Source organism: Wolbachia endosymbiont of Cruorifilaria tuberocauda (assembly GCF_013365475.1).
Classification (GTDB): Bacteria; Pseudomonadota; Alphaproteobacteria; order Rickettsiales; family Anaplasmataceae; genus Wolbachia.
This window is the reverse complement of the sequence record NZ_CP046579.1, coordinates 673,806-689,010: the sequence shown is the minus strand read 5'-3', so window position 1 is coordinate 689,010 and position 15,205 is coordinate 673,806. Positions and strand designations below refer to the sequence as shown.

Genomic DNA, 15,205 nt, shown 5'->3' with positions numbered 1-15,205 from the left:
TTCTGCCTGTAAGAATTTAAGTAACTGATTGTCATTTAACATGAGTAGTGTATCACTAGAGTTAACTTCTGTAGGTAAGATCTTCAAAAAGAATGTTATCATAGAAAACATTAGTTTGAAAGTTAAAAAAGGGCAGGTAATTGCATTAATTGGTCATTCCGGGTCAGGAAAAACAACTATATTGCAAATTGCAGGTTTATTAGATAAACCAACTTCTGGCATAGTAGCAGTGGATGGAATAAATTGTACACGGGCTAGTGATAAGCGTAAAACTTATATAAGAAGGAATTTTCTTAGCTTTATTTATCAATTTCATTATTTACTGCAAGAGTTATCAGTATTAGAAAATATTATGCTTCCTCAGCTTATTGCAGGAAAAGGTAAAGCTGTTGCAATGAAAAGTGCACTAACAGTGTTGGAAAAATTTAGTCTAGAAAATAAGGCAGATAATATGGTATCTGAAATTTCTGGTGGAGAAAGGCAAAGAGTTGCAATTGCAAGAAGTATTGTAAGTTCTCCAAGACTTTTGCTTGCAGACGAGCCAACAGGGAATTTAGATTCAATAAATTCTCTAAGTGTATTTTCCTTATTGCATTCATATGTGAAAGAAAATAACAGTTCTATGATTATAGTAACACACAACCATCTTCTTGCTGAGAGAGCAGACTATGTTTTGCAAATAAAAAACAGATCTTTAATAAAATTGTAAGAAACATAGCATAGAACTATGTGATATTTACTTTATACTTGACTTAGTCAAATGGTTATTGATAGGGTGTAACTTACATAAAGTACTTTCATTACTTCTGATGCATGGGCTTTTTAACTTACGTTGCTTGCTTAAAAAACACCCTGATAACATAAATATAACTAAAACAATAAACAATAGTTTTCTAAACATAATGAAACCTCCTCTTTATTACTTATTGCTATGCTTATTTTCTTCTTTGTAAGGATTAGGCATATTCTTTTATTTTTACCTTTTTTCTTACCTTTTGAAGAGAAATATCCGTACCATTTAAGCGTAGTTTTATATAATCATCTATGATTTGAACGACTTCCTCTTCTTTGTCTTTTAAGAAATGGTTTGTATTATCTATTATATGGTATTCCATATGGTCGCTTTTTACTGAGTTCATCAACCTTTTTGTTAATTCTGTTACATCACTTTCTTCTGAAATTGTGTCGTTACTACTTTGTACTATAAGCCCAGGGACCGGACATGGAGAGAGAAAAGAGAAGTCATACTTAGTTGCTGGAAGAGAAAGAGCAATGAAACCTACTACTTCAGGTCTACGCATCGTCAGCTGCATAGCTACCCACGCTCCAAAGGAAAACCCAGCAACCCAGATTGGAACATTACTAGGATTATGCTCTTGAAGCCAGTCTATTGCTACTGCAGCATCAGTTAATTCTCCTATGCCCTTATCAAAAGTCCCAGTAGATTTCCCTACACCACGGAAATTAATCTTTAATGCAGAAAAGTTGTTATCAATAAAGGACGTGTATATGCCATGTATCATTTTGCTATCCATATTACCTCCATATTGGGGATGATGATGTAGAATTAGTACGACTGGTGCATTGGTATTTTTACTTTGGTAGTACTCACCCTCTATCTTTTTTGCCGCATTGTTTAAAAAAACCTCTACCACGTGTACCCCTCTAAAAGCTTGTTTAATAAATACGTGAATTATGTATTAATCTTACTGTTTTTGCAATAAGCTTTTGTTGTGCTAAAGCAAATATACAATTGATAATATTTAAAGGAGTTTTTATAATCTGATGACAAATAAACTTTTAGATTCTCTCTATTTGAGAGAGAGTAACTATGTATACGCTGACTATAATGCGACTTCTCCGATTAGTAATGATGTAAAAAAGAGTATACTTGAAGTCTTATCAAAACGAATTCTGAATCCTTCATCATCGCATAGGAAAGGACAAGAAACAAGAAAGATTCTTCAGGATGCAAGAGATGCTATATGTAGTACTATTGATGTTTCAAACGATAAGGAAATAGTTTTTACGTCTGGTGCAACTGAAGCAAATAATCTTGCTATGAGAGGGGTAACAGGCTTTCAATACGTAGTCTCAGCTATAGAACATCTTTCAGTTCTCAATTCTGCATATAACCCACATATAATACCAGTTAATCAGGAAGGTATCATTGATATTTTAGAGCTAGAAAGAGTCTTAAACAAACTTGAGGGAAATAGAGTAATAGTTTCAGTCATGATGGCTAACAATGAAACTGGAGTTATTCAACCTGTTAAGGAAATAGCTAAAATAGCGCATAAATTTGGAGCAATCTGTCATACAGACGCCGCTCAAAGCGTCGGAAAAATTAAAGTTAGCATGAAAGATTTAGGAGTAGATTTACTCACGTTATCTGCCCACAAATTTGGTGGCATAGCTGGTAGTGGAGTTTTAGTATTCAATAAAAATCTTGTAATAGAACCTATAATAGTAGGTGGTGGGCAAGAAAAAGGGTTGCGTAGTGGTACTGAAAACATTGTTGCAATTGCAGGTCTTTCTGCAGCATTGCAAAGCATTCCGTATCTTCTATCAAAAATGGATGAAATAAAAAAACTGCGTGATCAGCTGGAAAATAAGTTATTAAATCTTGTTAGTAGTATTAAAATCTTTGGCAAGAACTCTAAAAGACTGCCGAATACAAGTTTCGTTTGCATGCCTGGAGTTAAGAGTGATGTACAGCTCATGCATTTTGATTTAAATAATATTGCAGTTAGTAATGGACCTGCATGCTCTTCTGGAAAGATTGAACCTTCCTATGTATTACTTGCAATGGGAGCAACGAAGGAGCAAGCAGAATGTTCAATTAGAATCAGTATAGGCCCACAAACTAAGTCACAAGATATAAAAAAAATAGTGGATTGTTGGTACGATATCTATAAAAAACACATTAGATCATACAGGTAACTGATGAAAATAAAAATCACTTGATTATTCTTACAACTTTTATCTACAATTAATAGTGTTTGGATTTTGGATTGTCTTAAATCTGTAACTAAATAGCAAAGTATTATATGTTTAGTATTTTATCATCTAATTTTTTGCAAAGTGTATCTTAATCCTTCATAGAGAAATTTACTTCACTTATATAAACTAAAATTTTCTCATAAAGTATTAAAGAAAGGTAGAATATTACTTTAGCTTAAAGTGACAACTGTCTGATACAGTATTTTCTATCTTGTATTTAGTAAAAACCTTATAATAAATGGGTGTAATTTTCATGTATAAATATCTACTTTACAATAAATTGTATCGTTTTAACATATGATGTATAATGAATGTATGATTTTTCATATCCATAAAATATTACATTTCATAGGATCAGATGTTTCCTATGTTTATAAATTAATTTACTTAAAAGTAAGTAAATTTTACTTGATTCCACTGCTGAGTCCTATTGTAATCCTATAGTAGGTTAATCATCTCTTATTAAAGAAGAATAATTATGATAAGGATATAGTTAAAAGGCTTAGGTACATTACTGTAAATCCTCAATTTCAAGGTAAGAGAAAAGGGGAAGTTTTTGCCTTTTCTCCTCTTAACCTTAAGTTACTTTTCTAGCTTTTTCTATGGCTGATTCTACTGCAACATCTACTAGCTTAGCTGATATATTAGCTTTCAGAGCTTTCAGATCTTGATTACTTACTGCAACTTTTAATGAACTAGAATTGCTCATGCCTAACTCTGTTTTCATATCAGTGAATTGATCTTTACCGCTCACCTTGATTACCTTTGCTCTGTATTCACTAGCATCATCCTTAGGATCTATGTGTGCAAGTTCAACTTCAACTTTTTTGTCTGCTAATAATACATGAACTGCTTTTTTATCATTTCCTACTAATGCTTTATAATCATTAATTGGGAGTACTAAAAATAATTGTTGAATTCCTTTGCCATCTGCTCCTTGAATCTTTTTTTCAACAATTTCACCACTTTTTACTGTGTTGCCAATGAGAGCAGCAAATGCTGTATCATTATTATTGTTAGCTTTAGCTTGAATTTTCTCTATTGCATGAATTTCATGATATGAAGAGATGGCTTTTATAGCAAAATATGTAGTGATTACAAATAAAGCTGTAATTCCAATAGGGCTGGCAGTAGATGCTAAAAATGCAGGACCTGCAATTACATTAGTAGCAATCAGCATTGTTGCTATTGATGCTGCTAGAGACATAATTACAACTGTGCTTTCGATACTTATTTTTGCTATATGTGCGGTATTTTCTAACTTCCATATACTTGATTTTATAGTCATAATAACTTCCTCCGATAAAGTTAATAAAAATTAATTCTAAACTAGTGATATGTGTTAGTCAAGCTTTATTTATAACAGTTTAATGATAACCATTTTTGAGCTACTTCCTGTAATATTATTGTTTTATGGGATAGTGCAATTATGCATAATTGATATTATGGTACATGGTTGGTTAAATCTTGATAAATCAATAGGAATAAGCTCTGCACAAGCAGTAGATCAAGTCAAAAGAATATTTAGAATCAAAAAGGCTGGTCACTTAGGAACGCTTGATCCTTTAGCTTCAGGTGTATTACCAATTGCTCTTGGCGAAGCTACGAAAACTATACCGTATTTATCTTGTGACTCAAAGATGTACAACTTCACAATAAAATGGGGTGAGCAAAGAACTACAGATGATATAAATGGTGATGTCACTAAAACCAGCAATATAAAGCCTGAATACAGTCAAATAAATTGTGCTATTAAAAGCTTTATTGGTGAGATAATACAAACTCCTCCTCAGTTTTCAGCAGTAAAAATTAATGGAATAAGGGCATATAAGTTGGCAAGGAGTGGACAAAAAGTAAATGTGAAACCTCGCCTAGTGCGGGTATATAGACTGGAATTAATCTCTGTTGACATTGCAAATAATAGTGCTGATTTTTCTATGAAATGTGGTAGCGGTGTATATGTTAGGTCAATTGCAAGAGATCTCGGAATTATATTAAATTGCTTTGGGCATATTTCAAGATTAAGGAGGACTATGGTAGGTAATTTTAGAGAGATTGAATCAGTAATGATTGAGCAATTGGACAAAAAAGATAAAATTATTCCTATAGGGTCAGTTTTAGGATCGATGCTGAAAGTTGAAATTTCTAGGGAAGAAGTAAGAAAAATCAGAGAAGGCCAGAGAATTGTATTAAATAACTTGCGTAAACTAGAGAGTTATGATACCTTTTGCGTAGTAAATGGTGATGTACCTGTTGCGATTTGTAATTTTGCTTATGGTTGTGTGAGACCTGTTCGTCTTTTTAATATTTTGAGGTGAGAGTTAGATGTCAATAACATCTGAAAGGAAAAAGAATTTGATAAATATGTATTCAACTAAGAAAAATGATACAGGTTCATCTTTTGTACAATGTGCAATTTTGACTGAAAGGATTAGTAACTTGGTTAAGCACTTTAAGGTACATAAGCATGATTATCACTCAAGGCGTGGTTTGCTTGTATTAATAGGTAGAAGGCGTAAGCACTTAAATTATGTAAAACGTAAATTTGGTGATAAATCTTATCAAGAGTTGATAGAAAAGTTAGGTATTAGAAAGTAATTGAGGAATTCAGTATGTTTAAAATTATAAAGAAGTTCATAGAGTGGGGTAATCGTACTTTATCTTTAGAAACAGGGAAAATGGCACGTCAAGCTGATGGTTCAGTAGTTGTAAATTATGGTGATACTTCTATTTTAGTGACTGTTGTGCGGAAAAAAAGAGAAGAAAATATTGATTTTCTGCCTCTAAACGTACAATTTATCGCAAAAAGCTATGCTATTGGTAGGATTCCTGGTGGTTTCTTAAAAAGAGAAGGCAAACCATCTGATAGAGAAACCTTAATTTCAAGAGTAGTGGATAGGAGCATAAGACCACTATTCCCAGAAGGTTTTTATGATGAAATTAGCATAGTATGTAATTTATTAACTTATGATAACATCAATCCACCTGAGGTGCCAGCGTTGATTGGTGCTGTTGCAGCACTTGCAATTTCTGGAGTCCCTTTTCGTTTTATTATAGCTGGGGCTTTGATTGGTTGTGATAAAAATAATAACTATATACTCAATCCGTCTGCTCAAGAAATGAAAATAAGTAACTTAGATTTATTTTTATCTGGTGATGAGCAATCAATTTTAATGATTGAATCAGAAGTGAAAGAGCTTTCTGAGGAAAATGTTCTAAATGCAATGAGATTTGGTCATGAACATCTTTTGCCTGTCATTAAGCTTATAAAAGAGTTCTCTGACACGGTTGGTAGTAAATCTGAAAGCTTCACGTCCATTGATATATCAGATATGATACAAGGTTTTAGAAAATACAGTGGAGATTTTGAAAAAGCATACTCACAGGTAGTAAAACAAAATAGAGTCCAAACTTTAGAGATGCTAAGAAGTGATATATCGAACACTTTGAAGGAGTCTGGAAAGGACGAAAAGTTAGTCATGTATGCAATAAGAAGCTTTGAAAGATTCTTAGTGCGTGAAATGATTAGGAAGAAAGGAATAAGGATAGACGGTCGCAAATACGATGAAATACGTAAAATAGAGATTGAAGTTGACATTTTATCAAAAACTCATGGTTCTGCATTATTTACAAGAGGTAACACTCAGGCACTTGTTGTTACTGCTCTTGGTGCTACGCAAGATGAACAAATTGTAGATGATATCGAAGGTGATAGACGTGAACATTTTATGTTGCATTACAATTTTCCTTCATTTGCTGTTGGAGAAACTTTTGCTACACGTGCACCTGGAAGAAGAGAGATTGGTCATGGTAAACTTGCTTGGAAAGCAATTCATCCTGTCTTACCTGATAAATCTGAATTTCCTTACACAATAAGGGTAGTATCAGAAATTATGGAATCTGATGGTTCTTCTTCTATGGCAACAGTTTGTGGGACTTCGCTTGCTTTAATGGATACAGGTGTACCAATAAAGGCACCAGTTGCTGGGATTGCTATGGGTCTTATCAAAGAAGGAAATCAGTATGTAGTACTTTCTGATATATTAAGCGATGAGGACTGTCTTGGTGATATGGATTTTAAAGTAGCTGGAACTAGTCAAGGAATCACAGCGCTGCAAATGGATATGAAGATTTCTGGTATAAGCTTCGAAATTATTGAAAAGTCTCTCAAGCAAGCAAAGGATGGAAGGTTATATATCTTGGAAAAGATGAATGCAGTAATTTCAGAGCATAGCGATGATGTAAAAAGCCACGCACCAAGAATGACTTCATTTTACATAGATAAAGATAAAATTTCTGCAGCTATTGGTGCTAAAGGAAAAAACATAAGAAGTATATGTGAAAGAAGTAATGCAAAAGTTGAAATAGGGGATGATGGTAAAGTTTCTGTGTTTGCTATGAGTAGTGCTGAAGCTAAAATTGCAAAAGATATGCTAATTGATTCAATAACAGAGCTAGAGCAAGGTGCTATAGTTGATGCTAAGGTTATAAAAATAGATAAATCCATTGTAGAGCTTGAACTCCTTAATGGAAGAAAGGGTAAAATGCATATAAGCGAAGTGGCAAACCAACATATAGAATCTATTGGAGATATACTTAAGCATGGTGATGTTTTTAGAGCTTTGATAATTGATTTTGAAAAAGGTGGATGTCCAAAATTGTCAAGGCGACGTGTTGATCAAAAAACAGGTGAGTTCTTTGAAGGGGAACTTTACAATGAGGACAAAAAGGATAGTTCAAGTGAGAGAGCTTATTATAATAATCCATTTAATAAAAAACCTGGGGGGCACCGTAGTAAAAGACATATCCGCACTCGTTCTAGTGGCTTTGGCAACAGAAATAATAGATCCCAGTTCGGGAATGATGACAAATCTGGCTTCTATTAGAATAGATCTCTTAAATATTTCCCTTTTTATTTCAGCACTTAGGGCTAAACTATATTAGCAGTTGATTTATTAATTACTAGAAACTCCTGTAACTATAACGCAGAATTTTTAAGGTCATTTATAGTTTTTTTCATATTTTCAGCTCTAAATATTGCTGAGCCAACGACTAAGATGTCTGCACCTGCTCTTGCTATATCAGCTGCATTTAAGAGATTTACTCCACCATCTACTGAAATTTGTGTTTTAAGATTGCGCTCTTGTATCATTTTTTTTATAGCTGATATCTTGTTTAATTGTGAATGAATAAACTCCTGTCCACTGAATCCAGGGTTGACAGTCATAACCAATATAACATCTAGCTCATCTATTATATGCTCAAGCTTACTAGGATGAGTTGAAGGAATAATTGAGACTCCAACTTGAACTGTTCTTTTTGTACTATTTACATTTTTGTATGATTTTATTTCTCTTATCAATGCCTCGAGGTGTATCTCTGCTTCCGCGTGTATGGTGATGATATCTGCACCTGCATTTATAAAACTTTCAATATATTTATCTGGAGATTTAATCATCAAATGTACATCAAAAAGAAGGTTGGTATATTTGCGTATTGCAGAGATAACGCATGAACCAATTGTAATATTTGGAACAAAGTTTCCATCCATAACGTCTATGTGGATATAATCTACATCTAAGTTGTTAATTCTTTTTATTTCTTCTCCTAATTTTGCAAAATCTGCTGAAAGTATAGAAGGTGCAATCTTGATACCCATGCTGTCTATTTACTTTACTATAAAATATAAAAAATAGCTTATTTTTTTGACCTTGTCACTAGTCCATTGGTGACAGATATCATAAATTGATATTACAGCACTACAATAGTAATAAGGTCTTTCATGGACTTGTTCAAATATAAGCATAATACTTGCATGAAATATCTTGACTTTATATGTATTAAGAAGCTACTTGTATATATGTGCGTCCATAGCTCAGCTGGATAGAGCAATAGCCTTCTAAGCTGTGGGTCGTAGGTTCAAATCCTACTGGGCGCACTTTTATATCAATGATTTCTATATCTTAGGTATTCTAATAACTATGCTTTCAGTTGGCTAAACTTATATAATATTCTTATTAATATTCTATTATAAATTCTTGTACTATGAGATCCATTTTCATTCCACGTGAGCCTTTAATTAGAATTGCATCATTATTTTGAATAATATTCCCTAAATTATTTTTCAATTGATTAGAATTGTTAAAATGTATACCTCTTATATTACCAGGTATAACCCTATTCAATTCCAACATAAATTTACCTACTGTATAAACTTTATCTACACTGCATTCTATAATAGAGTCAAGTAGCTTTTTATGAAACATTATGCTCCCATTACCTAGTTCTAGCATATCACCAAGAAGTGCTACTTTTCTTTGGCTATAATATGTACCTAGAATTTTTATTGCAGATCTCATTGAAACAGGGCTCGCATTATAGGAGTCATTAATTAAATATACGTGCTTTCCATTATATTTAGCTTTATGAACACTACCTCTTCCTTTAGTTACACTAAAATTCTTGAGTGCAAGTGGTAATTTTGATAAATCAAGTCCTAGGTTTTGTATAACTGCTGTAACTGCCAATGCAGAATACGCAAAGTGTTTGCCTCTCAGGCATAAGTTACAGTTTATAATTTGACCATTATTCAGCCTAATTTTTAAACTTAGCCTATGTGCAACTTGATTCCCTGCATGTGATGCTTTTTTATTACCTAATCGCCTGGGATACTTGTTTGAGATTAAACTTTCTGAATTTGAGTTTCTCAATGTTGAGTTAATGACAGAAGGTTCATTGTTTTCTATTATATCTAACAAGCAAACTGTAGCACTTTTATCCTTACCGAAACTCACTATATTTTTAGTAGCATGTGACGAGAGATAATCATAATATTTATTATCCTTATTAAGAATTAAGGTACCATTGTTTTTCATGCCATGTAGAACTTCCAATTTCGCTTGTGCAATACCAAACAACGAAGGAAAATTCTCAACGTGTACAGGTTCTACGTTAGTAATAACTGCAATATCAGGATTACTAATCTTTGATAACTCTTTTATCTCGCCAACTTTATTCATTCCCATTTCAAGAATTAAATACTTGCAGTTTTCTGGAGCTTTTAGAACTGTTAAAGGAAGTCCTACACTATTATTTAAGTTACCTCTGTTTGCATGAGACACACCATATTGCGACAAAACAATATATAACATATCCTTTGTAGTGGTTTTTCCAATACTGCCTGTAATTGCAACGACTTTAGCATTAGCAAGGACATTTTTAACATAATAAGATGCTATATCGTGCAAGGCTTTAAAAGTATCTTGTACAATAATCAAAGGAAAATTTCTATGCTTGTTTTCACTTACTACCGCAATTGTTGCTCCTTTTAAAAAGGCCTCATGTAAAAAGTCATGTCCATCAAAATTCTTCCCTTTGAGGGCAATAAACACATCACCTTTTTTGATGCTTCTTGTGTCTATTGAAATGTTTGAACTGTATGCAAAATTACAATTGCCTTCTCCTCTTCCATCAGTAGCATCAATGATATTTCTTACATTCCATTTAAACATAACTTGGTATTAAAGTGAGTTGAACAACGAAAAAACTAGAGTACATATGTTTTTATTTATTGAATAATAATTGCAATCTCTATAATTTTACCATACTTCTAAGTATGGAAGTTTAAGTGTTTTTATCTATAATTAAAATATGCTATAATATTTAGTTATATAAGATGCTTTAGAGGTCTGGTATGGCAGAATCAATTTGGAATAAGATACGCAAAACAATTAAGGAAGGAATGGAAATTACAAAAAATATATCTATTCTTCTGATTAAGGCACTTATTCATCATATAAAAAAGCCAAGGACCTCTATAGGTGAGATTCAATATGATGCTAAAGTTCCACTAAGGAAATCTGCTGGTATAGATATATCTGGGGAAGAAAAGGTATATGCTATACCTATAGAAGCTGCAGAAGCTAGCAAGAACTTTGGTGTGCAAATAACAAAACATGAAAAAGGATTGATAGTTTCCCTTGCCTTAAGGAGTTTAGCTGGTATTAAATTTTATTTAACTGAAATGCAATTAAATAAAATAGAACAGCTAAATAATAGGTATTTAAGTATACATATAGATAAAGGAAATGATACAATTATAATCATTGTTGATGTTGCAGGTATTATTAAAGATATTAAAAGTAATTCTAAGTATAAAAGAAGAGGCAAAGAAGAGGTAAAGCAACTTATTATTAGTAAAATTCATAGTGAAGTTGACCATAACCTCAAAGATATAGCAAAAATTATAGGAGTGGAATTTGTAACTCACTCAGAGCGTAAGTTCCTGCATAGTATTGAAGAAATATTGTATCAGGAAGGTGATAAGTGGTTATCAGAAACTGTGAGCTCTATAAATACAAAAAGGTTACCAAGGCAACTGTCGGAAATTATCACAAATGTAGATTTCAATATTACTAATCCTAACAATTTCCCTTATAGGGAAAAAGCTATATTTCCTATTAAGTTAGGAGGAAATACTAGAAAACAAGCAAAAGAACTTGAAATTAAAGGTAGTTTTTCAAATCTTGATAGTATTTCTTCTAGCAAAGCAATAAAACCGTCCTTTACGTCTAATAAAGAAAGGGGAGGGAAAAGCCGTTCTTAAAAATATGAGTAACAAAAGTTATGATAGTAATAATATCTTTGCTAAGATACTAAGGGGTGAGTTGCCTTGTGAGAAAGTGCATGAAGATGAGAATGTATTAGCATTTTATGATAAATACCCTGATGCACCAGTTCATATTTTAGTTGTACCAAAAAGTCAATGCATTTCATATGATGACTTTATTCTAAAATCTTCCACAGAAGAAATAGTAGGTTTCTTTAAAACTGTAAGACAAGTAATATATGAATATGGGTTAGAAAAGACAGGATACAGGTTAGTTACTAACCACGGTGAAAACGGAGAACAAGTTGTGCCACATTTTCATGTACATATTTTAGGTGGTAAAAAACTAGGAAAGCATGTAAATTTATAGCGTTTCTTCTATATATCTTATTAAATGATTGAATATTTAACCATAGCAATTTTTACTTGTATATCAATAGCAGTATCATTTATTTTAGGTATATTGCCTATATTTCTTACGTCGAGCAAGCAAGATAGTGAGAAGCTTTCTGCATATGAATGTGGGTTTAATCCTTTGTCAAGGACAAGGAAAGTTTTTAATATTAAATTTTACTTAGTCGCAATATTATTTATAATGTTTGACTTAGAGGTCATCTTTCTTTTTCCTTGGGCAGTTTCTTTATCTAAAATAAGTTATTATGGATTTTGGTCTATGATGATATTTCTTGGAATACTCACTGTAGGGTTTATCTATGAATGGTGTAAAGGTGTATTAGAATGGGAGTAAGTTATGAAAAATCAAATTCTACCTAATGATGATTGGAGTTCATATAAGAAAGAGGGGTTTCTTATTACCAAGTTTGGTGATTTGATTGATTATATAGTTAATTGGGCAAGATCTGGTTCATTGTGGCCTATGACTTTTGGTCTTGCATGCTGTGCAGTTGAAATGATGCATACTGCATCAAGCCGTTATGACTTTGATAGGTATGGCATAATGTTTCGTGCAAGCCCAAGGCAAGCTGATGTTATGATTGTTGCTGGTACACTAACCAATAAAATGGCAGCAGCTTTGCGTAAAGTATATGATCAAATGGCAGATCCAAAGTATGTTGTTTCTATGGGAAGCTGTGCAAATGGTGGTGGTTATTATCATTACTCTTATTCAGTAGTTCGTGGTTGTGATAGAATCGTACCAGTTGATGTATATGTTCCTGGATGCCCCCGACAGCTGAGGCATTGCTACATGGAATGCTTTGTTTGCAAAGTAAAATAAAACGAACTCAAAATGCATAGTATAAATAAAACTGCGAAATACATACAAAAAAAGACTAAATGTGAATATATCCAACAGAGTGATAACACTATTATAATGTGCTCAACCTTAAGTGATATTGAAAACCACTTGCTCTTTTTGCGTGATAATGAAAGATGTAGGTTTGAATTATTGGTTGATATCTTTGGAATTGACTATCCATGCAGAGAAAAGCGTTTTGAGTTGATATACAACTTGCTCAGTATCGTGCATAATGTCAGATTACATGTAAAGCTTCAACTAGGTGAAAGTGAGATTCCTCCAAGCATAATAAAAATATTTAGTACAGCTTCGTGGTTTGAGCGCGAAGTATTTGATATGTATGGAATAGAATTCTCCAATCATCCTGATCTACGTAGGATTTTAACAGATTATGGATTTAAAGGTCACCCTATGCTAAAAGACTTTCCTCTTACTGGGTATAAAGAAGTAAAGTATGATATAAAGGAGAAAAAGGTTGTATATAACCCTATAGACTTACCGCAAGATTTTCGTATGTTCGACAGCTTATCCCCATGGGAGGGTGATAAAGCTGCAAAAGTAAATGCAAAGGAGTAGAGGATGAAAACACAGAGAAAAAAAATATCTTTAATTGGTGCAGGAAACATTGGTGGCACTCTTGCCCATATGATTGCACTCAAGGAGCTTGGTGATGTTATTTTGCTCGATATTAGTAATGGAATACCGCAGGGCAAAGCACTTGATATTGCAGAATCATCTCCTATTAATGGTCTTGATATTAGTATTATAGGTACAAATAAGTACGAAGATATAAAAGACTCTGACTCTGTTATAGTAACTGCTGGTATTCCAAGAAAATCTGGAATGAGTAGAGATGATCTCTTACAAATTAACGCTAAAGTGATGAGAGAAGTTGGTGAAAATATTAAAAAATATTCTCCCAACGCTTTTGTAATAGTTGTTACTAATCCTTTGGATGCTATGGTTTCAGTGGTACATAAATTTTCAGGCCTTCCATCTAATATGATTGTTGGTATGGCAGGAGTGCTTGATTCTGCTCGTTTTCGTTATTTTCTTGCAAGAGAGTTAAATGTTTCCATTAAGGATGTGTCTGCTTTTGTGCTTGGAGGACATGGGGATACTATGGTACCGCTGATCAATTATACTTCAGTTGCTGGTATTCCTCTTACTCAAATTATTAACATGGGTCTCATTACACAGGAAAGGGTTGATGAAATAGTTAAGTATACCCGTAATGGTGGTAAAGAAATAGTTGATTTGCTTAAGTCTGGATCTGCATACTATGCTCCTGCATCCTCAGCCATATGTATGCTAGAGTCGTATTTGAAAGACAAAAGGAGTATATTACCATGTGCTGCCTATCTTAATGGTGAATATGGTGTAGAAAATTTATTCATTGGTGTTCCTATAATTATTGGTAAAAGTGGAATTGAAAAGATCTTAGAAGTTAAGATGAATAGTGATGAGCGAATAATGTTTGATAAATCTGTGGATGCAGTGAAAGAGCTAATGAAGTCTTTAAGTCTGTAAGTAAGTTAATGATTTTATAGAATCTCTTTGGAGTTAAGTTTTGTAAATAGCCTAAAAAAGTTGCTTGTAGTTACTTCCGCTACTTTATCAGGTAATTCATTCCATAACTCTGCCAGACAGTTTAGAGTATATTTTATCATTGCTGGCTCATTCCTTTTCCCTCTATAAGGCTCAGGTGAGAGGTATGGAGCGTCGGTTTCAACCAAAGTAAATTTACGTGGTATATTTTGTGCAATTTCCCTGAGAAGGTTGGCACTTTTGAAAGTGATAATACCAGAAAATGAAATATATAATCCTAAATCAACAGCTTGGTAGGCAAGCTCTTTAGAAGAGGCAAAGCAGTGTATCACTCCACTAAAAATTCCGATTTTCATTTCTGATTTTAGTATATCAATTATATCGTGATCAGCATTTCTGGTATGAATAACTAAAGGTAATCCAGTTATTCTAGCTGCTTCTATGTGTGATGTGAGGCTTTTTTTCTGATTGCTTTTGCTATCAGATTCATAGAAATCTAACCCAGTTTCACCAATGCTGATTACTTTTTTACTTTTAGCGAATTCAACTAATTCATCAACATATATAAATTTTCCGTTTTCTATAGAAGAATTAAGCGGATGTACACCGACAGAGAAGTAAACCTGATCGTGGGACAAGGAAGTTTTTAGCAGCTTAGGGATGTTATCAATACTTATACATATGTTATGTAAAATTTTTACATCACTTTGCCTTGCCCTTGAAATCACCTTTGGTACTTCGTCATCTGAGAAATGAATTAAATGGCAATGAGAATCTATTATCATAAA

Annotated in this window: 15 protein-coding genes, 1 tRNA gene and 1 pseudogene; 12 read left to right on the top strand and 5 right to left on the bottom strand. The window is 33.0% G+C overall.

Going from position 1 to position 15,205, the window contains the following annotated elements; genetic code table 11:
* Window positions 1-40: 40 nt before the first annotated feature.
* A complete protein-coding gene (locus tag GOY13_RS02740) occupies window positions 41-709 on the top strand; it encodes an ABC transporter ATP-binding protein (RefSeq protein ID WP_175814284.1) in 669 nt (222 codons plus the stop codon).
* 247 nt (window positions 710-956) lie between these two features.
* Here GOY13_RS02740 and GOY13_RS02735 read toward each other — a convergent pair whose 3' ends face one another.
* Window positions 957-1,655: an alpha/beta hydrolase gene (locus GOY13_RS02735; RefSeq protein WP_175814283.1), complete on the bottom strand. Its 699-nt coding sequence runs from the start codon at window positions 1,653-1,655 to the stop codon at window positions 957-959.
* Between the two features lie 130 nt (window positions 1,656-1,785).
* Between GOY13_RS02735 and GOY13_RS02730 the strand changes: the two genes are divergently transcribed.
* A complete protein-coding gene (locus tag GOY13_RS02730; protein WP_175814282.1) occupies window positions 1,786-2,943 on the top strand; it encodes a cysteine desulfurase family protein in 1,158 nt (385 codons plus the stop codon).
* Window positions 2,944-3,580: 637 nt separating this feature from the next.
* On the opposite strand, the gene GOY13_RS02725 is transcribed toward GOY13_RS02730, so the two are convergent.
* Window positions 3,581-4,291 carry a hypothetical protein gene (locus GOY13_RS02725; protein ID WP_175814281.1) on the bottom strand — a complete coding sequence of 237 codons (711 nt, stop codon included), beginning with the start codon at window positions 4,289-4,291 and terminating at the stop codon, window positions 3,581-3,583.
* A 157-nt stretch (window positions 4,292-4,448) separates the two neighbouring features.
* Here GOY13_RS02725 and truB point away from each other — a divergent pair, with 157 nt between their 5' ends.
* The 3 genes from truB to pnp are packed head-to-tail and all read left to right on the top strand — an operon-like array spanning window position 4,449 to window position 7,889.
* Window positions 4,449-5,321 (top strand): tRNA pseudouridine(55) synthase TruB, encoded by an 873-nt coding sequence (gene truB, locus GOY13_RS02720; RefSeq protein ID WP_175814436.1) that lies wholly within the window; start codon window positions 4,449-4,451, stop codon window positions 5,319-5,321.
* Between the two features lie 7 nt (window positions 5,322-5,328).
* The gene (gene rpsO / locus GOY13_RS02715; protein ID WP_175814280.1) at window positions 5,329-5,601 is read left to right on the top strand and encodes a 30S ribosomal protein S15; all 273 of its coding nucleotides are present in this window, start codon (window positions 5,329-5,331) and stop codon (window positions 5,599-5,601) included.
* A gap of 14 nt (window positions 5,602-5,615) precedes the next feature.
* Entirely contained in the window at window positions 5,616-7,889 is a 2,274-nt protein-coding gene (gene pnp, locus GOY13_RS02710; protein WP_175814279.1) for a polyribonucleotide nucleotidyltransferase, read from the top strand.
* A gap of 92 nt (window positions 7,890-7,981) precedes the next feature.
* Here the strand turns inward: pnp and rpe are convergent, their stop codons facing one another.
* On the bottom strand, window positions 7,982-8,662 hold the full coding sequence (gene rpe, locus GOY13_RS02705; protein ID WP_175814278.1) for a ribulose-phosphate 3-epimerase: 681 nt from the start codon (window positions 8,660-8,662) through the stop codon (window positions 7,982-7,984).
* A 205-nt stretch (window positions 8,663-8,867) separates the two neighbouring features.
* Here rpe and GOY13_RS02700 point away from each other — a divergent pair.
* Window positions 8,868-8,941, top strand: a tRNA-Arg gene (locus GOY13_RS02700).
* A 79-nt stretch (window positions 8,942-9,020) separates the two neighbouring features.
* Here the strand turns inward: GOY13_RS02700 and GOY13_RS02695 are convergent.
* On the bottom strand, window positions 9,021-10,514 hold the full coding sequence (locus GOY13_RS02695; protein WP_175814277.1) for a UDP-N-acetylmuramoyl-tripeptide--D-alanyl-D-alanine ligase: 1,494 nt from the start codon (window positions 10,512-10,514) through the stop codon (window positions 9,021-9,023).
* A gap of 182 nt (window positions 10,515-10,696) precedes the next feature.
* On the opposite strand from GOY13_RS02695, the gene GOY13_RS02690 reads away from it, so the two are divergent.
* The 6 genes and pseudogenes from GOY13_RS02690 to mdh all read left to right on the top strand — a co-directional run bounded on the left by GOY13_RS02690 (window position 10,697) and on the right by mdh (window position 14,399).
* Window positions 10,697-11,608: a hypothetical protein gene (locus GOY13_RS02690; RefSeq protein ID WP_175814276.1), complete on the top strand. Its 912-nt coding sequence runs from the start codon at window positions 10,697-10,699 to the stop codon at window positions 11,606-11,608.
* A 4-nt stretch (window positions 11,609-11,612) separates the two neighbouring features.
* Window positions 11,613-11,981: an HIT domain-containing protein gene (locus GOY13_RS02685; protein ID WP_175814275.1), complete on the top strand. Its 369-nt coding sequence runs from the start codon at window positions 11,613-11,615 to the stop codon at window positions 11,979-11,981.
* A gap of 24 nt (window positions 11,982-12,005) precedes the next feature.
* Window positions 12,006-12,359, top strand: coding sequence for an NADH-quinone oxidoreductase subunit A (gene ndhC / locus GOY13_RS02680; RefSeq protein WP_175814274.1), 354 nt, complete (start codon window positions 12,006-12,008; stop codon window positions 12,357-12,359).
* A 3-nt stretch (window positions 12,360-12,362) separates the two neighbouring features.
* Window positions 12,363-12,868: pseudogene (locus GOY13_RS02675) on the top strand (NuoB/complex I 20 kDa subunit family protein).
* 1 nt (window position 12,869) lies between these two features.
* Entirely contained in the window at window positions 12,870-13,445 is a 576-nt protein-coding gene (locus GOY13_RS02670; protein WP_218938933.1) for an NADH-quinone oxidoreductase subunit C, read from the top strand.
* A gap of 3 nt (window positions 13,446-13,448) precedes the next feature.
* Window positions 13,449-14,399: a malate dehydrogenase gene (gene mdh, locus GOY13_RS02665; protein ID WP_175814272.1), complete on the top strand. Its 951-nt coding sequence runs from the start codon at window positions 13,449-13,451 to the stop codon at window positions 14,397-14,399.
* Window positions 14,400-14,413: 14 nt separating this feature from the next.
* Here the strand turns inward: mdh and GOY13_RS02660 are convergent, their stop codons facing one another.
* Complete coding sequence (locus tag GOY13_RS02660) at window positions 14,414-15,202, bottom strand: TatD family hydrolase (RefSeq protein WP_175814271.1); 789 nt, start codon at window positions 15,200-15,202, stop codon at window positions 14,414-14,416.
* Window positions 15,203-15,205 lie beyond the last annotated feature (3 nt).